This window comes from Desulfobacterales bacterium (assembly GCA_034003325.1).
Classification (GTDB): domain Bacteria; phylum Desulfobacterota; class Desulfobacteria; order Desulfobacterales; family JAFDDL01; genus JAVEYW01.
Window position 1 is genome coordinate 1 of sequence record JAVEYW010000013.1, and the last position, 22,180, is coordinate 22,180.

Consider the following 22,180-nt stretch of genomic DNA (forward strand, 5'->3'; position numbering starts at 1 on the left):
TCTCCTTTCCTCCGATAATTGTGAATTGCCTGTCGGCAATCTCAATATCAGAGATGTGCTTAAGGGGGGTCAATTTTGGGTTATCGTTTGTGCCCAAAAGGGGTCAATTTTAGATTAGCGAAACTACAGTATCGCTAATCCCATATGCTCTTAATTCACTTAATGTCGCTTTTTCCGATCTGGACAAATTTGCGCACCCAACAAAGACAAGCCCAATCAAAACCAAGATCAACCCTTTCGAATAATTCACCATTGTTTAATTTCTCCTCTTTGTGTTTGTAATATTGTTTTGGGCAACAGAATGGTGAGGTTACGAGAATATGCAAAAAATCACAATAGGCACAAATGCCTATTTTGATATAGGCGCTTGTGCCTATATGTTGGGGGATGGGTATTATTTCAAGCGGCTTCGCGTTCGATAAAAGCGGGGCCTTTTTCCTGAAAATCAGCAAAAGAAACGAACTGCTTATCAGCGGCACTGGTGATCATGCTGCGATCTTTGCGGCTGAGCGCTTCAAAATCATCATGCACCACCACCCCGCAAAATGAAATCTTGGCTTTCTGAAACTCCAAGAAAGAAATGGTGGCTATTCGCGCCTTCGCGTTGTCTTTGACGCCAAGCAGAAATAACTTTTTCTTATTGGTTTCAATCAAATAATCAACCTCTAATTCGGCCCTGTCATTAATTGGCGTCACGGACTTTACCGGATTGTATTTGGCCAGCTTATTCTCAATATAATCCTCGAGCATTTCATAAAATAAACCTTTTACCACTTCTCGCTTTAACACACGCATATTGGAAACCTTGGCAACGGCTTGTGTAAACTGCATCATCGCAGGATAAAGCGACTCCTCTTTGGTATCAATAAACAATCGTCCGTTTTCTTCCGATAGTTTGTTTTCTAAAAGAATATTCTTAAAAACTCTCTCTTTGTTTGGTGTATCAATCTCCATGTCGTACGATAGCCGCATCAGGGTCATTGCATGGTCAGAAATTCTTAACATACCGGGTGATGTCGACTTTTCAATATAGATATCCATCAGGTCCCCATCTTCGTGGAAAATGGGTGCTATTATCTGATGTATCCCCGGTCTTTTTTCAACGATCCGAATTCGTTCATTGAATTGGGCTTTAAGCTGTTCGAGATATCCTTGCATTTCAATCACTCGTTTTTAAATACAAGAGGAAGTTGCGAATGATGCGGAAACCATTCGTTTGCATTGATGATATTACACTTCCTGCAAAAGAACAATACCGCCTCTCCATATGTTACATATTCTGTTGTTGGGATCGCGCTGGCTTCAGGCTTCAAGCCCTTGTCAAAGTTTTCTGCTTTGGCAATATGAAAGTGTGTTCTCCCATGAAAATGGTCTATTTCACTGTGTGGGTGCTTGCTATTACATCTAAAAACCACAAAACTATCACCTCCGCTTTTGGGATGGTACCGCAATCCAACTGAAAAATTGTCGTCAAAATCCTCGTTTTTCCTAAAAAACACGGTAAAATCATCGTCTTCATCTTTTGATTTCAGCTTCATCTCATTGCGGTAGCTTCCATTGACAACCACCATTTCTTTTTTCGGAGGCTTCACAATCTCTTTCGCACATGATACCAGTCGATTTAGCTCTGCTTGGGAATATCGTATCACCATTGTAACATCCGTTTTAAAATATATAGGCAAAAGTGCCTATTTTTTTATTTTGTGTAAACCCCACCAATTTGTTTTTATTAGATATATGACGCTCCCTTCTGTGATGTACGATTCTTTGTGGTCCCAGAGCAGCCCGCTTTGGGAACGCTGATATATCAATCCCGCCCGGGGCGTCAGACTGCGACCCGTTCCGAGCGTTAACGATGGTTGATGGCGGCGTCGGGATCAAGGCGCTTTCTCAGCATCTCGTTTTCTGACTCCAACTCATCAAGCCGTCTTTCGATAGCAGCCATTCTTGATTTTCCCACCTCTTGTTCTTGCCGCATTTTTGTAATTTCAGCCTGTGCATCGACTGTTTCTGAAAAGGCCATTAAATTTGCGGATATTGCACGGATTAGAATCTGATTTTTTGATTTAAATATTTTTGAAAGCATACCGACGGCTTCGTTAATGTCGATATTTTCCGGCCATTCTGACCTTGTATACACATCAATATCTGGGGCCCCTTCCGGTTTAGGCTTTTCCATCCAGTCTGTTTTTTGAAATTCTGATAAATCAACATTTAAAAGTTCCAACAACTCTTCAAGCTTTTTTTTACCGATTGGCTTTCGTCCGGTAACTATAGCGTTTGCATATTCTTTTGACTTTTTCATGAGGGCCGCAAGGTCTTTATAATCACGCCCTTGAATATCCAAAATTCTGACAAGATTTTTTTGCCATATTTTGTTTTGGATCATTACGGTTAATTCCTATTTGACATATGAACCTTTTTGGTTTATGGTTTGAGCCATGAATTTAAAAACATACCTTAAAAATAAAAGCCGGGAAGAGTTGGCGCAACGCACTGGGACAACTCTTAACTACATTAACAGGTTGTGTTGCCACCGTCGTCGCCCCTCCCCCGAGCTGGCCCTAAAGATCCAAGAGGCCACGGGGGGTGCAGTGACGGTGATGGAGCTGTTGTTTCCAAAGCAGACGACCAGCCCCGACTCGAAACCAGAAAGCCCGGAGGTAGCGGCATAATGACCCACGAGCATATTAGTTTTGGCAGCATAGACGATCCTGTTTCAGCCGAAATTGAAAAATTACTCAAAAAGGCGAATGTAAAATATCTGTTAATTTACCGCTGCCCAACCACCGAAGGCCATGAACCGGTCAGCGGTTATATCTGTAACGACGACATATTCACCCTCGGTCTTCTGGCGCCCAATATTCAATCGTGTATGCCTGATGACCTCCAAAATGATTTGGATCGATACCGTGAGGTCCTTTTACAAAGTATTGAAAGGGGCTTAGCTGGTCAGTTGCTCCGTGACAATAACCAGCTTGACGAAGCCGTGAAATCTCAACTTCAAGCTCTGTTTGTGAATAAAAACTCTTCGTTTTAATCATGATGATGCCTTTTAATATATCGATTCAATCCAAAAACATCCAACGGGCAACCGGGGGCGCAGTGACAGTTCTCGCACTTCTCTATCCCAAAAGGGATTTATAAAAATGGCAATTATCTTCAATAGCCCCGACAACACCTTTCGCACCGAGATTGAAAGGTTATTAGAATTGTCGGGAATCAAATTCCTGTTCATTTATCGAGAGCCCGATCAGCCTTTTTGCAGCTCATGGAAAAACGACGCTTACATCCTCAAACTCCTTTCTCGTACTCAAGAGTCCAATATTTTGGACCCTCAAAATGGTTTGGGTCTATACCGTGAGCTTCTCTTAGGAGATATTGAAAGGGGGCTAGAGGGCCTATTGAAACGCGATAAAACCCAAGCCGATGAAGTTCAGAAACTCTGCAATCAAGTTCAATCTTGGAGTTCAAATATTCAGTTATGACCATTTCATTTTCCTACAACCAAAGGCGGTTGCCGCCGCACAAGAGGACAGCTCCCATGCAGTATGAAACACCAATTTGCGATACACCACTTTCAGCCCTCCACGAATTTTTTGGTTTATGCCGCAAATACAATATGGCCTTCATGGTCATAACCCGCAATTCAAAGGGCCTGTGGCATATCACCGACAACGAGGACATCCTTGTGGTTGGCCTTCTGGATGCGACCAATCCAGTGTCCAAGAGGATGCGCCCCCAAATTTGTTCGGATCAATTCCGTGAGGAACTGAAACGTGAAATTCAAAAATACCCACTTGGGATGAAACTGTTTGACGATAGCCAAAGCGCTGAAGATGACCAACCATCAAGTCAAGTTCCTGTTGGTTTAGAAAATCTTGAGAGTGCAGCATTATTAAAGCCTTTTAAATAAACCCAGAGATAGCCGCCTCGAAACCAGAGCGTCAGGAGTCATCATGACCGATCTGCATACATCCATAATAGCGGCTGGAAATATCAGGTAACACATGGTTAATCGCTTTACAAACATTAACACATTCAGGGCCCTACTCACCGAAGGCCGGCCGTTCCCTGAAACCGTGAAATACCTTCTCGCGTGCGAGGGGCACGATGTCACCAAGGTCGCGAAACAGACGCACCTGTCGCTTGCTGCCGTTTCGCTCACAATCCACGGCAAACGAAAAATCAGGGACGCATACGACAAGATTTGCAACATTTTGGAATTTGACCCCTGGGCTACGGCCCGCGAGATGGGGATATACCAATAACCATACCACTTGAGAGGCAGTATCTCATGCAGCAGGCTTCCACTATCAACTTCCAAACAAATCATGGTACCGTAAACGTTTATACAGAAACCCCCTATCTCGCCCCCATCGGCAAATGCGACCGTGATCAGAACGTCAAACTCGATTCCGATCTTATGAAGTGGCTCGATGATATCGCGGCGGCGACAAACGAAGGGCGGAGCACCGTCGCGCGGCAAGCGATCATTTTTTTTAAGTATTTTTACCCGATCCACAAAAAAATCCTCCGTTACAGAAAAACGATTCAGTCCATGCTTGAAACACTACCATAAAAATTTTTTGGCTGTCATGTGCACCTCGGTGCACTTTTTAACACTTCAGGTGCACGCCGGGTGCACCTAATAAAAACAGGTTGTTATCATGTCGGAAGAAATTGCCATTGATACCCCGCAGCAACCAATTGCCGGGGAGTTGCCGTTGGACGTCAGGCTGAACCTTCAGTATCTCGCCGACCTTCGCGATTATAATCTGAGCACTGGTTTTTACGCTACGGCGATGTCTTTGTGCCGGGTTATCGATATAGTTTTTAACGACTGGTGGTTTTCATCACACCAAAAGGCGGTACAATAGATGCCGAGATCACGAGTAATAAAGCCGGAATTCTGGAGTGATGAAAAGCTCGCGAGGGTCTCGCGAGACGCTCGCTTAACATTCGCTGGCCTTTGGACAACATCAGACGACTATGGTGTAACCAAAGCACACCCGGCATGGATCAAATCACAATTGTTTCCGTATGACGATGACCTAAAAACATCAATAGTTGAAAAGTGGATAAAAGAGCTTGAGGTGTTGGGGTTTATACTCCCTTTTGAGTCAGAGGGCGAAAAATACTACTATATCAGGCACTTTTCTTTACATCAAAAAGTTGATAGGCCATCGAAACAGCACAATCCTACCCCACCAAAAGATATTTTAAATGGTATTCGCGAAACACTCGCGAAACACTCGCGAGTCCCCATCGACGAAACAGAAACAGAAACAGAAACAGAAACAGAAACAGAAACAGAAACTACCTCTTGCCCGGAGCCTTCCCAGGCATCCGGACCGGATGAACCAATCGAGCCTGAACAAATAGCAATCACACTGCCAACAAACAAAACCATGGAAACGTTCGAAGTAACCCAGCGATATGCTGACGAGTTGAAGGCGTTATTTCCCGCGGTTGATGTCGATCAGGAATTGCGAAACATGCGAGCATGGCTGGACGCAAACCCGACGAAACGAAAAACCAAGTCGGGCGCAAAACGGTTTATCACCGGGTGGGTGTCTCGTGTGCAGAATCGGGGCGGAACACCAACGCCACACATTCGAGGCAAGCCTGGTGTTGTCGAGGCCAGAATTGCTAACAACATCGCAGCATTTGGACGCGCAAAGGAGATTTTGAGTGGACATTAACAAAGATTTTGACAGATTCATCAACGCCTTAGGAACATTTGCGGAAATTTATGAAAAACACCTTTCAGAGTTCGCTATTTCAGCGTATTTCAAGGCACTTGACAGGTTTGATATCTGCGAAATCGAAAAGATTTTCAGCCGGGCAATTGCAGATCCGACCTGTGCGTTCAAGTTTTGGCCGAAACCGTTTGAGCTGGTCGAGTTGCTCTATGGCGGCAAAGCCTCGGATATCGCAGAAGTCGAAGCCGGGAAAGTTCTTGCAGCCGTGAAGCGTGTCGGAGGTTTTGAGTCCGTGGCGTTCGATAATGCCACAACCCAGGCCGTTATCTCGCAAGGTTTCGGGGGTTGGAATAAACTCTGTGACGATCTCCGAGCAGACGGCGAACAGTGGTTTTTGAAGGATTTTGCAAGGATCTACCAGGCGTACGCCAGGCAGGGAATAGAGTATTTCGGAGCGCTCCCAGGCCGGTTTGAGTTGTCAAACTCAGCCGCTGGGCATATCGAGCACATCAGGCAGCCCGTGTTGATAGGAGACCATGATCGTGCAAAACAAATTGCGATGTCATCAAACGAGCATCGTTGGACTTTCCAGATTCCGCCGCGGCTGAAGGCTATTGCCGGTGGCATAGGAGGCTGAAGCGTCGTGGCATCCAAATCCCACATAAACACCATGGCGACCCTTGCCATAGCAAACGCACAAATCAACGTGCTGCTGTCTGAACTCACGCAGGAGGACCTGGAGAAAATTCGCCCGGCTCTGGACCAGGCGCTTGCTTGCCTGGATGAAGCGTTTTCGGCTTATGGCCGGATTTCCAAACTTTCCCCGAAGGACATGGACAGAATGCGCAGGATACTGGACCGCTTTCATGGCTACGTTAAAAGCCTCGAAATCGAGGAGTTCACCAGCACGGCGCTTGCCCTGCTGGAAACTCTGCTTGCCAAGATCCGGGACAAGGACCGGCGCCGGATCATCAAAAACGTGATCGAAGCGTTCTACCGGGTTCATGAATTTTTCGACCCGGATCTTGCCGCGGTTGAGGCTTATTACAAAAGCGCTGACCTGGAAACCAGGTGGCGCGAAATCGTGGAGGCGGCATAATGATTAAAACAGCGAACATAACCCGCCCCCCACAACCAACAGAACACCAGGAACAAACCGCGTTTTTCCAGTGGTTGTCAACGATCATGCGCGATAAGCCGGACGTAGGGCTTTGCTATGCAGTTCCAAACGGCGGCAGGCGACACATCGGGACAGCGGTTAAGCTCGCCGCAGAGGGGGTAAAGGCCGGTGTCCCTGATATCTGTTGGCCGGTCCCTCGATATCCGTACCATGGCCTCTACATCGAAATGAAACGCTCCTCCGGGGGCAGAGCCAGCCGGGAGCAGCTCGCGTGGATAAACCGACTCCGGTCTCACGGCTACCGGGTTGAGCTTTGCAACGGGTTTGATGCGGCCAGGACCGCATTTATCGAATACATGAATCGCCCTTTGTGGGCAATGGAGGCAGAATGCCAAATCACCAAATCCGCAGTTTGATAGCAAAACGATTCCGGTATGCGCAGGATTTCGCACGTCACATTGGGTGGAGCAGTACGACGGTATACCGGGTTTTAAACGGGCGCCGCTCGCTCAGTAAGCCAGAGGCCTACCAGTGGGCATGGGCGCTCGGGTGTGACGTCACGCAGCTTGAGCCGGCGTTGTCGTTTGTGCCAAAGCGGCCTGGGTTTTTCAGGAGAATACTGTCAGCCTTGCTCAGGGGGTGACGATGCTAAATCAAGCTATTATTGTCGCGACGTTGCAACAGAACGAAGGGTTTAGGGGGAGGCCGTACCGGTGTAGCGCGGGGAAACTCACAATCGGCTATGGCCGGAATATCGAAGAGGTTGGAATCAAACACAGCGAAGCGCTGTTAATGTTGATGAACGATATCGAAGAGGTTTCGTCGGACCTGAAAACCATATTCAGGCAATGGGATACTATGCCGCCCGGTCGGCAGCTCGCCATGATCGACATGCGCTATCAGCTCGGGGCAACTGGGTTCCGTGGGTTTAAAAAAATGCTCTCCGCGATATCGGCCGGCAACTGGCAGGATGCAGCGGCCCAAATCAAAGACAGCCGATATTATCGGCAGGTTCCCGCCCGGGCACGGCGCGTTATCCGCATGGTTGAAACCGGCGCTGTGGAGTCAATATAGTGCTGTGCCCACGGTGCGGGTTTGCAAAAACGGTCCCATATCCATTCACGAGTCGCAACCGGGCCGATCGTACCACGGTCTATCGTGCCAGGTCTTGTCCGGCGTGCATGGAAATTTGGATTACGGTTGAAACTCCATGCGATGATTCAATGGCACAGGTCTGTATTTATGGCCTCAAAGTCACCACTACGCAATGCTATCAGACTTTCATCAAGCGTTGGCGCCTGCTGCCTGATGGAACCCGGATCACAACCAAGGAGGAAATCATCGAGCAACATCAGGATCGGTATCGTGCCGATAAGGCTGTTCATCGGTTTAAACAGCCGTTTGCGAGGCCGATATTTTTGGAGTGAAAACAATATCAATCCAAATGCCCGCATATAAACCGAAAGGGATTGCGCAACTGGACGGAAATGTTAGATGGTGAAACATGGCGGATAACCTTACGATAAAACAGGAAAAATTCTGTGCGAAATATATTGAGAGCGGGGACGCCTCAAATGCGTATCGGTTTGCATATAGTACTGAACGGATGAAACCGGATACGGTCAACCGCTCTGCCTTTGAGTTGCTCCACACCCCCAAGATTTCCGCAAGAATAGACCAGCTAAAGCAGAAAATGCTCGATAAGCTTATGGTATCACCCGAAAAGACGTTGCGCAGGCTTATGCAGGGGCAGGAATTTGATATTCGTCGGCTGTATCATGATGATGGTCGGCTCAAACTGCCAAATGAGATGGATGAGGATACGGCCAAGGCTATTGTCGGGGTGAAGTACGACAAGGACGGTGCGTTGCTGGAGTATAAAATAATCGACGTGAAAGGTTGCGCCGAGTTGATTGGTAAACACCTCAAGCTCTTTGTCGATAAAACCGAACACTCCGTAGACCCGAACGACCCATTTATGCGGCGGCTATTAGAGATCGACGGCAGTTCGCGCAATCTCCCTAGTCCGGTTGGTGACGATGATCACTAAAGACGACATTGCCGATATCATAGCCAAGCGCGGAAAGAGAATAAGCCTTATACAGGGCGGTTTTAGTCCTACCGATGCCGATGAGATCAGCCGCGCCGAGAGCCTTCCAGCATACCATCATCTCGGGAAATACTCGTTCGATGAGTTGATGGAAAACCTCGGGGATAAGTGGTGGCGGCTAAACAACCTGTATTACATCATCGATAAAGCTGGCGATAAGGTTTTGTTTCAGTGTAAGGCCACGCAGAGGCGCTTATATAATTCTATCTGGTATCGCCTCATAGACCTGAAGGCGCGGCAGCTCGGGGGCACCACGTTTTTCGCGCTTTATTTCCTTGATGACTGCCTTTTTAATTCCAATATTCAAGCCGATATCATCGCGCACCGGCTCGATGACGCTAAAAAAATTTTCCGGAAGAAGATCAAGTTTGCGTATGACTCGTTACCGAAAAGCCTGCGTGACCGCCGGCCGCTGACCAGGGAAAGCGCTGATGAGCTGGTTTTTAATAATGGGTCAGCTATTTCGGTCACAGTCTCGTCCCGGTCTGGAACACCCCAGCGACTGCACGTTTCCGAGTTTGGTAAAATTTGCGCGAAGTTCCCGGAGAGAGCACGGGAGATTATGACGGGCGCCATTCAAGCGGTTCCTAAAAACGGGATTGTTGCCATAGAGAGCACCGCAGAAGGTAACCAGGGCGCATTTTTTGATCTATGCAAGGAGGCGCAAGACCTGATTAAACTGGGCCGAAAGCCAACCAACCTGGAGTTCAAGTTTTTTTTCGCGGCCTGGTGGGAAGAACCGGAATATTCCTTACCTCCTGATCAACACGTCCCGATCCCGAATGACCAAACGAAATATCTCGATGACACAGAGAAAAAGATCGCTGCCGAAAAGGGCGCCCCTTTTCGATTCACGCCAGGGCAAAGGTGTTGGTGGTATTCTCAATATAAAATTCTCGGGGACGATATGTACCGTGAGAATCCGGCAACACCCGAAGAGGCATTCCTGAATAGAATCAGAGGCGCGTACTTCATTGATGAGTTCAACCGCATCCGCAGCGAGAAAAGGATTTGCGCCGTTCCGTATAATCCTGCGAGCCTGGTAGATACCTGGTGGGATCTGGGCATGAATGATGTGATGGCGATCTGGTTCACGCAAGATGTGGGTCGCGAATTACACGTTATCGATTATCTGGAGGATTCCGGGTATGGGTTCGCATATTATGCGGACCGTCTGAATGAGAAAAAGTACCGGTACGGGCGGCATTATGCCCCGCATGATATTTCTGTTCGCGAGCTGGGCACTGGCGAAAGCAGGAGGAAGGCGGCGGCTCGGCTCGGAATAAGATTTGAACGCATCCCGCGGGTACAAGACAAGCAGGATAGTATCCAGGCCGTGCGCTCGATTCTGCCAATATGCTGGTTTGATGAGGTGAAGTGCGATCTGGGTATAAAACGCCTGGAGAACTACCGCCGGGAGTGGGACGAGCATTTACAGACATATAAGCGGAGCCCGTTACATGATGAAAATAGCAACGGTGCCGACGCTTTCCAAACATTTGCGCAGGGGCACTCAAAGCATTTACAAGCCAAAAACAGCGCTACCGGAATCGGAGTTGCGCAGGCCCCTGCACCGACGCGCTATGCGTGGTCATAGGAGAGATTCGCCATGGACACAGGTTTATTGCAGTGGAAAACCAACGATGAGCTGATCGCAGAGGAACAAGAGGCGGCACGGATTGAGATGGAGGCCAGACAAGGCCGGCCTGAAATCATCGCGCTGGCCGCACATGTTCGGTCCCGGTGGGAAGTGGCACGGCAAGCAAAGCTCACGCATGAGCAACGCATGTTAAAAGCGATGCGCATGCGCAACAGTGAATACGAACCGGATAAGTTGCGCCAGATCATGGAGGATGGCGGGTCGGCTATTTATATGAGCCTGGCTGATGAGAAATGCAATGCGGCCGAGGCATGGATTGAAGACCTCCTTGGGGATGAACCATTCGGGACCTCTCCGACACCGGAACCAGAGGTGTCTCCACAGCAGAAACAAGCCATCGAAGACCAGGTTAAGGCCGAAGTGGTTCAGGAAATGCAACTATCCGGCATCATGCCCACCAAAGAGGCTATTATGCAGCGCGGGCGAGAGATCTATGAAGAGGCCCGCCAGCAAATGAGTGAAGCCGCGCACAAAACAGCGGTTCGGATCGAGCAGAAAATAAAAGACCTGGTAGCCGAAAGCGGATGGGGGAGTGCCCTAAAAGCGTGTATCGCTGATTTAGTGACCCATCCTGCCGGGTTTTTGAAAGGGCCAATATTCCGGCGCAGGAAGGATATCGTTTGGGGCGAGGATGGGACACCGATCGTGCAGGACAACACCGTCATGGAGTGGGAATCTCCCAGCCCATTTGATATCTACCCCGCTCCGTCATCGGTTAAAATCGGGGACTCCTTTCTAATCGAAAAACACCGGCTCACGCGGTCCGATCTGGTCGCCATGATAGGGATTGATGGATTCGATGAATCCGCTATCCGGCAGGTATTGTCTGAATACGGGCGGGGAGGGCTGCAAAACTGGATCTACATGGACAGCGAGACCGAGCGGGCCCGCATGGAGAGCCGGGAACACGAGGCGTATGACCCGGATGGGAAAATCCACGCCTTGCAGTTTTGGGGGCCGGTTCAAGGGTTGATGTTGCTCCAATATGGCATGGACCCGAGCATGGTTCCTGATCCGCTCGCGGAATATCAAGCCGAGGTGTGGCTGATCGGAACTTATGTGATAAAGGCCGAACTAAACGGCGATTTGTTGGGGAGGATGCCGTATTACAAGGCCTGTTTCCGTGAAAAAAAAGGATCGTTCTGGGGGAAGGGGCTGCCTGAGCTCATTACCGATATCGTTGATACATGCAATGCCACGGCTCGGCATTTGATCAATAACATGGCCATGGCCTCAGGCCCGATGATTGGTATTGATGCATCAACCAAGATCCCTGGGACGGATTATACCAGCATGCGCCCCTGGAAAATCTGGCCGTTTGATATGCAAAACGCCCAGGGCGCGCGGCCACCAATCTGGTTTTTTCAACCAAATGTCATGGTCAATGAGCTGATGGCCGTTTATGAAAAGTTTTCCGCTGAGGCCGACAACAAATCCGGCATTCCCAAATACATTTATGGCGGCGAGACAAGGGGCGGCGCTGCGGATACTGCTACCGGCATGAGTATGATGATGTCAAACGCCAGCAAAACCATCAAAAAAATTATCAGCAATATTGACGTTGGCATCATCGAGCCGAGCATTAAACAATTGCATCAAGCCGTTATGCTCTATTACCCGGACCCGGTTTATTTCCAGGGTGATATCAAGTTTGTCGCGCAAGGATCAAGCTCGATGATCGCCAAAGAACAGATGCAGGTTCGCCGGCAAGAATTCATGCAACTGATTTTAAACCCTGTATTGGCTCAGATTGTGGGCATCGGCGGCATTGCTGAGGTCGCACGATCCATTGCCCAAGGACTGGATTTGGATGTTGCCGACGTGGTGCCGACAAAGGAACAGTTGGAGCAACGGCAAGCCATGCAGGCCTATCAACAGCAAATGGCGGGTGGAGGGCAGCAAGGCCAATTGCCTTCGCCCCAGGCGGTTAATGGCGCCGGTGACCGTGTTTCCGGCCAGGATGTCAGAACATTTTAAGGAGATATATGCTAAGAACTGTATGCGACGATAAGCCCGTTATATCCGCGTTGGTAGCCTTGGAGCATAACCCGGATTTCAAAAAGGTTCGTGAATGGTTGGGGGCCAACCTGCAAACCATGCGGGCTGAAAACGATTCGTTGGCTGGTACGGCGCTTGGATGGAACCAGGGCGGGTGCCAGGCGTTGGCAGCCCTGTTGCACGTCATTGACACCGCGAGGGAAACCATGCGGGTGATGGAGAGCCAATCAAAACCGACTGAGCGGCATTCGTGGTCGTAACCCCATTGTAACACGCAGCATCAAAGATAGCGCCCGGGTCAAAAACCCGGGCGTTTTTTGTTCTTTTCCCCCGCGAAAAACAACTTTTTATCCAAATACCGCTATCTGTATTCGATTTGGTTGCCCCCGCCCTATAATCCGCTATTTTCAAACTTAAAAATCACTTTTCCTCGCGATACCCGGGCACCCGGACCGCACAAAAAAAGAAAGGGTTTTTATGACGGAAGAAACACAAGGAGTTGGTCATCTCCCGGCTGATGTGATCGAAAACGCACGAAAAGCAGACGAGATGATCAAGGCGCTGAACACGCCAAACGCAGGGCAACAAGCAGATGCGACCCAGCAGGCAAGCGGCCAGGACACCGGGGCGGCCTCCCCGGCCCAGGCGCAAGGCCAGCAGGACACCGCACCGGCAGCGCCAGGGCAGCAACCGCCCGCGCAATCCCAAGATGACGAAGGTTACAAGGCGAAGTACGACACCCTCCGCGGGAAGTATGATGCCGAAGTTCCTCGACTTAGAAGCCAGGTGTCATTACTGGTGTCTGAAGTCTCGTCTTTGAAGGATGCGTTGCAACGTGCGAGATCAGCTCAACCGGACACTGGCAACCAACCAGGGGCGGCCATCCCTGACACTGGACGTCAACCCGGCGATGGAAGCAACCACAACGCCGATTCGTTCGACCCCGATGACTTCAAGGATTACGGGGATGATTTTGTCAAGTTGGTAGCCGAAGTAAACCGGTTGAAAACTGAGAATGCGCAGTTGCGCGGGACGGTTGATCAGGTCAATACGACCGTACAAACCAGTGATGCTGAAAAGTTCTACGCAGCGTTGGCGAACAAAGTTCAAGATTGGGAATCGATGAATTATGACCCGAAGTTCTTGGAATACCTGGGCCAGATTCACCCCATCACCGGCAGGCCATTAATAGAATCTCTCCGAGACGCGGAATCTAAACGGGACGTCGAACGAGCGGCAATCATATTTAATGATTACAAAAAAACGCTCGATCGACCCACAAAACCCACGGCACAAACGGTGCCTCCCCCGAAACCTCCCCTATCGCCGAAGGCCGGGCAGGGCGCGACAGAAGTGCCCCAATCGCTGAAAACGTACACGAGGGGGGATATCAAGCAGTTTTACGATGATAAGACAAAAGGGGTGTACCGAGGCAGGGACGAAGAGTTTGCGCGGATTGAGCGCGACATCTTTGCAGCCATGAAAGAGGGGCGGGTCATCGGGTAGTTATAGGAGATAACTGCCATGTACCCAATTGATGCAAGTTTAGGCGCGTATGCCGCCAGCGGCCTTTCAGGGACATATATCCCTGAGATATGGGCGGCCAAGATGTTGGAAAAGTTCTATTTGTCGTCCGTGTTCCCGCATATCAGCAACACGGATTACGCTGGGGAAATCACCAACATGGGCGATAAGGTCATCATCCGGACGGTCCCGGATGTGACTATTCGCGATTACAAAGTCGGAATCAACCTGAATTATGAACGGTTGCAGTCCGCAAATGTCGAATTGCTCATTGACAAAGGGAAATATTACGCCTTTCCCATTAACGATGTCGAGAAAAAACAATCCGACATCAATTATATGGAAAAATGGTCCGACGATGCCGGTCAGCAGATGAAAATCGTCATTGACCGTGACATCCTGGGGTCCGTGTACGCTGATGTTGATGCGAGCAATACGGGCACTACCGCCGGCGAGATTTCGGGCGACCTTAATCTCGGTGTCGCCGCGGCGGATGGTTCCGGCGCTGTGGAAGTCACCGCAGCCACGGTGATTGATACCATCACCAAATGCGGGCAGGCGCTGGATGAACAAAATATCCCTGAGACCGGAAGATGGTTTGTGCTGCCTGCCTGGGCATGCCAGCGGATCAAAAATTCCGAGCTGAAGGACGCGAGCCTGACCGGCGATGGGAAATCCGTTTTACGTAACGGCCGGATCGGCATGATTGATCGGTTTGAGATTTATTCCAGCAACAACGTGTTGCCGGTGACCGAAACGGCTACCAAGTGTTACCCGGCCATTTTCGGGCATAAATCAGCCATTACGTTTGCCAGCCAGTTGGTAAAGAACGAAACGCTGAAAAACCCGACCGATTTCGGTGACTTGATCCGCGGCCTTCAGGTGTACGGGTTTGAGGTGATTCAGCCGACCGCCATCGGTATGCTGTACTGCAAGCCCGGCTGATCCGGATAACAGGATAAATTAAGCCCCGGGGGGTAATCCTCGGGGCTTTTCCTCAGGGAGAAAAAACATGCGACACGCGAACTTGACGGTCGATACGCTGACCGTAAAAAAACTTCACGTTTGGGAAGACGCCAACGTCTGGGGGGAGATCCAGGCCGGGCGGCTGCAAAGCAGTGGGCGCAAGGTCATGGAGTGTATCGTTAAAAAAATAGGGTTCGCAGTACAGGCGAACACTATCGGGACACTTCCAGCGGGGGCAGTAATCCGAAAAGTCGAGGTTGGCATCAGGACCGGGTTTAATGGCACCAGTGCGACCATCGATATTGGCAAAACAGGGACCGCGAATGCCTATATGGCAAACACTGCTATTACCGAGGCTACGCCAGGAACCTACACCGCCATTCCGGATGTGGCGGCACTTGCCGCAGATACCGCAGTCCTTGCAACCGTTGGTGGAACCGTTGGGACCACTGGCGATGCCACGATCATCTTTTATTACACAACCAGTTAAGGTCGGCGCATGAGCCGATTATAGGGGGATATACCATGAAATTTGTCACCGATGAATCCTATGGGAAAATCAGAAGGGTTTTGTCCGGTGTTATCGGCATTACCGAACAAGCCAACACGATCGGGAAGGTTCCCGCGGGCGCCACAATTAAAAAAGTGGTTGTTGGAATCACGACAGTTTATGACGGGTCTGCCACGATCGATATCGGCCATGCCACAACGGCAGGCGCCTATATGGCGAACACGCTGATCACGGAGGGGACGGTAGGCACCTATATTGCCTACCCGAACGCGGCACTAACCGCCGATGTCACAGTATTGGCAACGGTTGCGGGCGGAACGATCACGACCGGGGCCGCAATGGTTGAGATCCACTACGAAATCTAACCGGCGCTTATCACAAGTGCGTAGTGACCGGGCTGCCGTATGGTGCCCGGTCACACTATCCACACCAAGGAGAACCCAATGCACACCCACTTAATCCAACGAAAAACAGGCCGGGTCTATGTCCGCACCAACGCGCTGGACGCCAGAAACGATATGACGCCGGCGGTGTTCGACCAAAAATCAGGCAAATTCGTGTCGTATGGCGAGCCGGAACCGGTGCAGGTGCTGGTCGGAGAGCCGGAGCCCAAAATGGACGCCGATGAGGCCGCGATCCGGATCGAGTTGGAGAAGTTGACGAAGGCCGAAATAGACCAGCTTGCAAAAGATAAATTCGGCGCTGATCTAAACGAGCATGGCACCAAGGCCGCTATGATTGATGCGGTCATTAAGCTGACCGCCGACGCCAAGAAAGAGGCATAGCCTATGCCGACCATGACCGCACAAAACATCATTCAGCGGGTTTTGATCACCCTGCATGAAGATATGACATCGCCTGTCAGGTGGGACAAGGACAAACTTTTGTTGGCGCTAAACGATGCCCAACGGCAGATTGTCAAGTTTAAACCTGAAGCCTACGTTGTTACGGGTGCTGTCGCAACCGTGGCCGGGAGCAAGCAGGCAATCCCGGATTCCGGAATTCAGCTTATAGATATTATCCGGAATATGGGGACGGCTGGAACAACGCCAGGGAAGGTAATCCGGAGATGTACCCGGGCCGAATTGGACGAGGAGAGACCAGGCTGGCACACCGAGAGCCCGAATGCGGTAGCGCAAAACTTCGTATTCGACCCGAGAAACCCGAAGAGTTATTACCTGTATCCGTCTCAGCCGGCGACAAGCCAGGGATATGTTGAAATGATGTATGTTGCTGTGCCCGCGGGTGTCGTTGTTTCTGATTGGGTGTCCGGATCGAACGTCATCACCCTGGACGACATTTATTCAGTCGATATTTACCACTGGATTCTTTACGTTGCATATTCACAGGACGCAACGCATTCATCCAATGCGGCCAGGGCAATGGCCTATTACCAGGCATTTTTACAGGGTTTAGGGGTGATGGATCAGGCAGAGGCGAATATGTCGTTACCCCCTACTCCAACCGCCATGAAGATATAGGAGGGGCAGAATGTATTACTCAGAAATGGTTGATTACGTCCAACCGGGTATAAGCGCCCCTGCGTTTGTGGTGGAGGCCAAGATTCAGGATGCCGTTATTCAATTCTGCGAGGAAACGGGCCTTTGGGTGGTGGATCTTCCAGCGATCGATACGGTCATTGATGAAGGCACCTACGATATTTCTTCAACCGATGGCATCATCAACAGCGTTTTGTCCGTGAAGGATGAAAACGAGTATGAACTGGCCTTCATTGTTGCGGAAGATTTTTCATCCATCACCCTCAACTCCATACCGTCATCTGTTTTTGAAATCACGCCGAAGGTGGTTTTGATTCCAGAAATTGACGGTGGAGAATTCCCGGACTTCATTTATCTCCGTCATCGAGAGGCCATCATCGCCGGCGCCCGCTACAAGCTTTTCGAGATGCCGAATCGCTCATGGAGCAATGACAACGAGGCGGCAAAGGCGCTGATCAAGTTCCGCAATGGGATTGCTCGGGCGAACCAATCAACACTGTTGGGCAGGAAGAAAGAATCTTTTGTTAGAATAGTTCCATTTGTATAGGAATGGCCACCAATGAAATTGAAGCAAACCGTTTTCGCGGGTATGGCGCCAAGAATTGAGCCTCATTTATTGCCTGAATCCCAGAGCCAGGACGCGACCAACTGCAAACTGGTATCCGGGGCATTGCAAGCACTCTATGATTCGTCTATTGCAAGCTCCCCGGCCGGGGCGAGCTTGGTGGATCTCTATAATTTCGACGGAATTTGGCTAACGTTTACGGCTCGAACTAGTATTGTCCGGGCGCCGGTCTACAACACGGATGATCGGTTTTATTATACCGTTTCTGGCTTATCTCCAAGGAAAGCGCTAAAGGCATCATACCCAACCAGTTTTAAAATGGGAGTCCCTAAACCAACATCCATCCCCACTATTACGCTCTACACTGACCCGGAAGGAATCGGAGAGGATGTTCAAGATGACGTGTCGTATGTTTTTTGTTGGGTAACCGGTTGGGGGGAGCAGGGGCCGCCCAGCGATCCGAGCGCCATCACGACGATTATGGATAACCAGTATGTCGGGATTACTGCCGGGATTACACTCCCGGCTGGTTACAGTACGGATTATAACATCGTCGGTTATCGATTGTACCGGCTAAGTCATGGGACAACCGGGTCGGAATATTTACAAGTCTATACCGCAGAATGGGTAGACAACGCGGCAACTGGCGGTCATATCCCAGTGTCAGACCTGACCCCAACCGATCGGGACGGATCGAGTTACGCCCTGATTGACGGTACAAACCTGGGGGCAGCTCTTTCTTCCACCGGGTTTCAGGAACCTCCAGCCACTATGGACGGGCTGATCCTGTTATCAAACGGAGTTTGCGCCGGTTTTTATGGCAACGAAATCGCACTTTCTGAGCCGTTTTTGCCGTTTGCCTGGAATCCGGATTATGCCCTTGCCGTCGATTATCCGATAGTGGCCTTGGCTTCATATGATACTGCTATTGTGGTCCTGACAAATGCCTACCCCTATATTATCGATTGCTATGACCCCGCAAGCGCGACCATGAAGCGGATCAATATTCCGTATCCGTGCGCGTCGAGGGATAGTGTGGTAAGCGGCAACGGCCTCATAACCTACGGGTCGACATCGAGTTATGCCGGTTTTACGGCCTATGCCTCAACGGTGGGCTTTATACGGATTAGCGCAAGCGGAGTCCAGAATTTAACCGACACCTTGTTTGCTGACGAGCAGTGGCAGGCGTTATCTCCATCCACAATGATTTGTAAGTTCTATGATAACCGGTTTTATTTTTTCTCGTCAGCAGCAAAGACAGGATTTATTATCGATTTATCGTCAGAAATTGGCGCCTATATCCCGTTTGTTATGGCCAATAAGGTCTATGGCGCTACTGTTTCGGTAAACCCGCACGGGCTCTATCTATTAACAAAGACTGATGCAGGCGCATTCAAGATTGAAAAATGGGAGGGGGCCTCCACCCGGAAAACAGCGACCTATACCAGTAAACTTTTTAAACTCTCAAAGCCAATCAATTTCCAGTGCGGGCGAGTGACCGGGGCACAAACCGCTGTAAACACGGTTACGTTTCAGTTGTATGGGGATGGTGCGTTGGTGTATTCTAAAACGGTTACAGACGATGATGCGTTCTGGTTGCCGAGCGGGAAGTTATACCAGGAAATCGAAGTAAAATTAGCCACTACTGCTGCTAAAATAGCTTCATGGGAGATATCGACATCGATAGACGAATTAACCATTGAGGGATAGCAAATGGCTACAAGCAGATCAGCCACAATACCAGTGATCCCTGATGTCCCGACCGGGATTGACACGGCATTAATCGCGTTTTTGAAACCTATCAAGGTAACGATTGATACTCGCGAGGGTCGAACCGCCAGTTTGGGGGACCAGCTGGTTACCTATGGGGCGCTGTCAGCGCTCGGGATAGATATAAATGCTAAGACCCAAGCATCTTATCTCCCACCGACGGCAAAAATAACAGGTGATAAAATTCCGCCTGGCGTTCCTTCCGGTTTAACCGTTACGCCGGTTGGGATTAATTCTCATAAACTATTATGGCAAAATCCGGACGACGATGATTTGTGGTCAATCGAAGTATGGGTCAGTCATTCCAATGATATTGTTTCGGCATCGCTTTTGGCAGTTGTGACGATCTCGGAGTCTCAGCGAGGAATACAAAGTGTTTATCTTAATAGCGGTATAAATTCTTCATATGACTACTATTATTTTATAAGAGCGAAAGACTGGTCGGGTAATGTATCGAATTGGGCTGAGGTTGGGAGTGTCGCAGCTGAGGACAACCCGACCTTGGATGACCTCATTGCAGAACTTACAGGGGTAATAGATTATGCACAACTGTCTGCAACACTGCAGGGGGACGTTGATCTCGCTGCAGGGTTGGACGGCAAACTTGTTCTTTCCAACAATGTTGATGGCCATATATCTGGAGTTATATTGGTCAACGACGGGTCCGTTTCAGATTTTACGATAGTTTGTGACAAATTCAAGATCGTTAATAATTCAGACCCTTACAATATCACCGTTCCTTTTGTTGTTGGCACGGTAGATGGGTCTCCCGCTGTAGGGATTAATGGGGCGCTACTGGTTGATGGGTCAATAATGGCCAGGTCTATTGATACCGGGTCTATTTCAATCACAAGCTTAGGTGGTGCCGGGACACTGGCGACTCAAGATACTGTCTCATGGAGTGACATAACCGGTAATGACAATGTGGTGCGAACTTTTTATCAGGCGTCCGATCCGACAAGCGGGATGCTTATAGGGGATATATGGATCAATAGCAACTCGCGGGAAATGTATCGGTATAATGGATCAGCCTGGGTGAGCGTCCAAGATGGTGATATTGTCGCGGCTATTTCGACTGCTAGCGCGGCGTTGTCAACAGCTAACACGAAAATATTAACATTTTATACATCTTTTGTACCAACAGCAACGGCAATAGGGGACTTATGGTATAACACATCAACCTATTTGTTGAAAAGGTGGAATGGATCGTCATGGTCCGAGGTATCTAATTACACCACCAATACAAATCAATTAGTTGACGGTGCAAGCCTAGGGTTAAAAGCAACATGGGCGCAAGTAAGTAGTATCCCTGTCCGATTTGCAGATGCCCCCTCTACAACCGGGCTTTATCTTACCTCCTCCTACCTTGGCTTTTATGATTCTGGATGGAAATCCTATATAAATAATTCCGGCCAGTTTTTTTTTGGTGGTAATACAGACAATTATATCAGTTGGAATGGCTCTTCACTTGTCGTTGTAACCAGCTCTTCAAACGGGATTACGGTTAAGGCGGGTGGAGATATTAACCTGATCGGTGAAGACATCAATCCTGGTGTTTTAAGGTTGGTGGGAACTAGCTATTATACCAATTTTTATACGTCCAGCACCGGCGCTGGCTCTTATATTGCGCCATCCGCAAATGGGGCTCAATCCCTATCGATCGGTACCTCTTCCTATAAATTTCAAAGCATTTATTTGACGGCATCAAGTTATGTAAATTTAACTTCTAACAGCTCTGTGGTAATTTCTTGTCCAAGCATTCAGCTTACCACTGGCAGCTACGCTGTTGTGTTTGTTGCGAACAGTTTGCGTCCTACATCCAATAATGCGGTTGACTGCGGGGATGCAGCATATAAATGGGCCAATGTCCATGGGGTTAACGGCATATTTACGAGAATAGGGGTAAATACCAATGGTTCGTCGTCGGTGTCTTTGGTTGCGCACGGGGTAGGCACTACGTCCTCAACATATTCCATTATGGGCGCTGATTCCGGTGGAACAAATTATTTTTATTGTAGAGATGACCGAAAGATATGGTGTTCTGATGGTATTTGGTACACGTCTGATGAGAGATTGAAAAAAAATATAGCCCCGATAGAAGATCTTGTTGGCGGGAAAATGCTTTCTTTGCCTGTTAAACGATTTAATCTAATTGGAGATGACGCGCAAAGTGCTGGGTTTTTGGCTCAGGATTTAAAAGGTTTCATACCAGAGGCCACCATGGAATTCTACCACCCGAAAAGAACCGCTGTCACAAAAACTGTTGAATCCCCTGTTTTGAATGACAGCGGTGAAGAAACTGGTGAGATGGAGACCAAAACAATCACAGAATACGAAGAGGCTATTGACGACATCGCAACTTTGGCTATCAAAAATGGCCCGATTCTCGCGTATCTTGTTAAATGGGGCCAAGAACAGCAATCATACATCGATGCTTTGGCCGACAGGATCGAGACTTTGGAATCAACAAGAAATTAAAGGGGGGGGTAAAGATGGAGCAACAGATTGAAATTCATAAATTGAAAGAATGGGTTGGCGAACTTTATCTTGAAAAAAAACTGATGGAAAAAATTATAACCTCACAGGCGGAAGAACTTGAAGTATTCAGGAAAGGGGCACTTGATGGGGTGAACCACGATGCTCAATAAACGGCAAATCGACACGGCCAATACCATGTCGTTATTTGTTGCGGCATCCTGTATTTGCGGTTGCTCCTTCGAAGGCATGGGACGATTGAGGCTGCGACGGCAAA

29 protein-coding genes are annotated in these 22,180 nt (G+C 49.2%); 26 read left to right on the forward strand and 3 right to left on the reverse strand.

From position 1 onward, the window contains the following. Window positions 1-399: 399 nt before the first annotated feature. The 3 genes from RBT11_14055 to RBT11_14065 all read right to left on the reverse strand — a co-directional run bounded on the left by RBT11_14055 (window position 400) and on the right by RBT11_14065 (window position 2,389). The gene (locus tag RBT11_14055) at window positions 400-1,158 is read right to left on the reverse strand and encodes a DUF1828 domain-containing protein (GenBank protein ID MDX9787904.1); all 759 of its coding nucleotides are present in this window, start codon (window positions 1,156-1,158) and stop codon (window positions 400-402) included. A gap of 5 nt (window positions 1,159-1,163) precedes the next feature. Further along, the gene (locus RBT11_14060; protein MDX9787905.1) at window positions 1,164-1,652 is read right to left on the reverse strand and encodes a hypothetical protein; all 489 of its coding nucleotides are present in this window, start codon (window positions 1,650-1,652) and stop codon (window positions 1,164-1,166) included. Window positions 1,653-1,849: 197 nt separating this feature from the next. Next, a complete protein-coding gene (locus RBT11_14065; protein ID MDX9787906.1) occupies window positions 1,850-2,389 on the reverse strand; it encodes a helix-turn-helix domain-containing protein in 540 nt (179 codons plus the stop codon). 285 nt (window positions 2,390-2,674) lie between these two features. Here RBT11_14065 and RBT11_14070 point away from each other — a divergent pair, with 285 nt between their 5' ends. The 26 genes from RBT11_14070 to RBT11_14195 all read left to right on the forward strand — a co-directional run bounded on the left by RBT11_14070 (window position 2,675) and on the right by RBT11_14195 (window position 22,076). Beyond that, a complete protein-coding gene (locus RBT11_14070) occupies window positions 2,675-3,040 on the forward strand; it encodes a hypothetical protein (GenBank protein ID MDX9787907.1) in 366 nt (121 codons plus the stop codon). Window positions 3,041-3,149: 109 nt separating this feature from the next. Beyond that, window positions 3,150-3,488: a hypothetical protein gene (locus RBT11_14075; GenBank protein ID MDX9787908.1), complete on the forward strand. Its 339-nt coding sequence runs from the start codon at window positions 3,150-3,152 to the stop codon at window positions 3,486-3,488. A gap of 56 nt (window positions 3,489-3,544) precedes the next feature. Then, on the forward strand, window positions 3,545-3,916 hold the full coding sequence (locus tag RBT11_14080; protein ID MDX9787909.1) for a hypothetical protein: 372 nt from the start codon (window positions 3,545-3,547) through the stop codon (window positions 3,914-3,916). Window positions 3,917-4,010: 94 nt separating this feature from the next. Then, window positions 4,011-4,271 carry a hypothetical protein gene (locus tag RBT11_14085; protein ID MDX9787910.1) on the forward strand — a complete coding sequence of 87 codons (261 nt, stop codon included), beginning with the start codon at window positions 4,011-4,013 and terminating at the stop codon, window positions 4,269-4,271. Between the two features lie 26 nt (window positions 4,272-4,297). After that, complete coding sequence (locus RBT11_14090; GenBank protein ID MDX9787911.1) at window positions 4,298-4,582, forward strand: hypothetical protein; 285 nt, start codon at window positions 4,298-4,300, stop codon at window positions 4,580-4,582. Window positions 4,583-4,670: 88 nt separating this feature from the next. Further along, window positions 4,671-4,880 carry a hypothetical protein gene (locus RBT11_14095; GenBank protein MDX9787912.1) on the forward strand — a complete coding sequence of 70 codons (210 nt, stop codon included), beginning with the start codon at window positions 4,671-4,673 and terminating at the stop codon, window positions 4,878-4,880. After that, complete coding sequence (locus tag RBT11_14100; GenBank protein MDX9787913.1) at window positions 4,881-5,705, forward strand: hypothetical protein; 825 nt, start codon at window positions 4,881-4,883, stop codon at window positions 5,703-5,705. Next, window positions 5,695-6,342, forward strand: coding sequence for a DUF6475 domain-containing protein (locus tag RBT11_14105; GenBank protein ID MDX9787914.1), 648 nt, complete (start codon window positions 5,695-5,697; stop codon window positions 6,340-6,342). Before RBT11_14100 ends, RBT11_14105 begins: the two co-directional genes overlap by 11 nt. A 6-nt stretch (window positions 6,343-6,348) precedes the next feature. Next, window positions 6,349-6,804 (forward strand): hypothetical protein, encoded by a 456-nt coding sequence (locus tag RBT11_14110; protein MDX9787915.1) that lies wholly within the window; start codon window positions 6,349-6,351, stop codon window positions 6,802-6,804. Then, window positions 6,804-7,241, forward strand: a complete 438-nt coding sequence (locus RBT11_14115; GenBank protein MDX9787916.1) for a VRR-NUC domain-containing protein — start codon at window positions 6,804-6,806, stop codon at window positions 7,239-7,241. Before RBT11_14110 ends, RBT11_14115 begins: the two co-directional genes overlap by 1 nt. Before the next feature lie 229 nt (window positions 7,242-7,470). After that, window positions 7,471-7,899, forward strand: a complete 429-nt coding sequence (locus RBT11_14120) for a glycoside hydrolase family protein (GenBank protein MDX9787917.1) — start codon at window positions 7,471-7,473, stop codon at window positions 7,897-7,899. Window positions 7,900-8,006: 107 nt separating this feature from the next. Next, complete coding sequence (locus tag RBT11_14125) at window positions 8,007-8,252, forward strand: hypothetical protein (protein ID MDX9787918.1); 246 nt, start codon at window positions 8,007-8,009, stop codon at window positions 8,250-8,252. Between the two features lie 77 nt (window positions 8,253-8,329). Next, window positions 8,330-8,875, forward strand: coding sequence for a terminase small subunit (locus RBT11_14130; GenBank protein ID MDX9787919.1), 546 nt, complete (start codon window positions 8,330-8,332; stop codon window positions 8,873-8,875). Next, window positions 8,865-10,532, forward strand: coding sequence for a hypothetical protein (locus RBT11_14135; protein MDX9787920.1), 1,668 nt, complete (start codon window positions 8,865-8,867; stop codon window positions 10,530-10,532). Before RBT11_14130 ends, RBT11_14135 begins: the two co-directional genes overlap by 11 nt. 12 nt (window positions 10,533-10,544) lie before the next feature. Next, on the forward strand, window positions 10,545-12,572 hold the full coding sequence (locus RBT11_14140) for a hypothetical protein (protein MDX9787921.1): 2,028 nt from the start codon (window positions 10,545-10,547) through the stop codon (window positions 12,570-12,572). 8 nt (window positions 12,573-12,580) lie between these two features. Continuing rightward, the gene (locus RBT11_14145) at window positions 12,581-12,853 is read left to right on the forward strand and encodes a hypothetical protein (protein ID MDX9787922.1); all 273 of its coding nucleotides are present in this window, start codon (window positions 12,581-12,583) and stop codon (window positions 12,851-12,853) included. 217 nt (window positions 12,854-13,070) lie between these two features. Then, window positions 13,071-14,099, forward strand: coding sequence for a hypothetical protein (locus RBT11_14150; GenBank protein MDX9787923.1), 1,029 nt, complete (start codon window positions 13,071-13,073; stop codon window positions 14,097-14,099). Between the two features lie 18 nt (window positions 14,100-14,117). Next, on the forward strand, window positions 14,118-15,062 hold the full coding sequence (locus tag RBT11_14155) for a hypothetical protein (GenBank protein MDX9787924.1): 945 nt from the start codon (window positions 14,118-14,120) through the stop codon (window positions 15,060-15,062). 67 nt (window positions 15,063-15,129) lie between these two features. Continuing rightward, on the forward strand, window positions 15,130-15,573 hold the full coding sequence (locus tag RBT11_14160; protein ID MDX9787925.1) for a hypothetical protein: 444 nt from the start codon (window positions 15,130-15,132) through the stop codon (window positions 15,571-15,573). A 35-nt stretch (window positions 15,574-15,608) separates the two neighbouring features. Continuing rightward, a complete protein-coding gene (locus tag RBT11_14165) occupies window positions 15,609-15,959 on the forward strand; it encodes a hypothetical protein (protein ID MDX9787926.1) in 351 nt (116 codons plus the stop codon). A 78-nt stretch (window positions 15,960-16,037) separates the two neighbouring features. Next, entirely contained in the window at window positions 16,038-16,379 is a 342-nt protein-coding gene (locus RBT11_14170; protein ID MDX9787927.1) for a hypothetical protein, read from the forward strand. A 3-nt stretch (window positions 16,380-16,382) separates the two neighbouring features. After that, a complete protein-coding gene (locus tag RBT11_14175) occupies window positions 16,383-17,075 on the forward strand; it encodes a hypothetical protein (protein MDX9787928.1) in 693 nt (230 codons plus the stop codon). Window positions 17,076-17,085: 10 nt separating this feature from the next. Further along, window positions 17,086-17,640, forward strand: a complete 555-nt coding sequence (locus RBT11_14180; GenBank protein MDX9787929.1) for a hypothetical protein — start codon at window positions 17,086-17,088, stop codon at window positions 17,638-17,640. A 12-nt stretch (window positions 17,641-17,652) separates the two neighbouring features. Continuing rightward, the gene (locus tag RBT11_14185) at window positions 17,653-19,368 is read left to right on the forward strand and encodes a hypothetical protein (protein ID MDX9787930.1); all 1,716 of its coding nucleotides are present in this window, start codon (window positions 17,653-17,655) and stop codon (window positions 19,366-19,368) included. A gap of 3 nt (window positions 19,369-19,371) precedes the next feature. Further along, window positions 19,372-21,906 (forward strand): tail fiber domain-containing protein, encoded by a 2,535-nt coding sequence (locus tag RBT11_14190; protein ID MDX9787931.1) that lies wholly within the window; start codon window positions 19,372-19,374, stop codon window positions 21,904-21,906. 14 nt (window positions 21,907-21,920) lie between these two features. Next, window positions 21,921-22,076 carry a hypothetical protein gene (locus RBT11_14195; protein MDX9787932.1) on the forward strand — a complete coding sequence of 52 codons (156 nt, stop codon included), beginning with the start codon at window positions 21,921-21,923 and terminating at the stop codon, window positions 22,074-22,076. The last annotated feature ends 104 nt before the right edge of the window (window positions 22,077-22,180 follow it).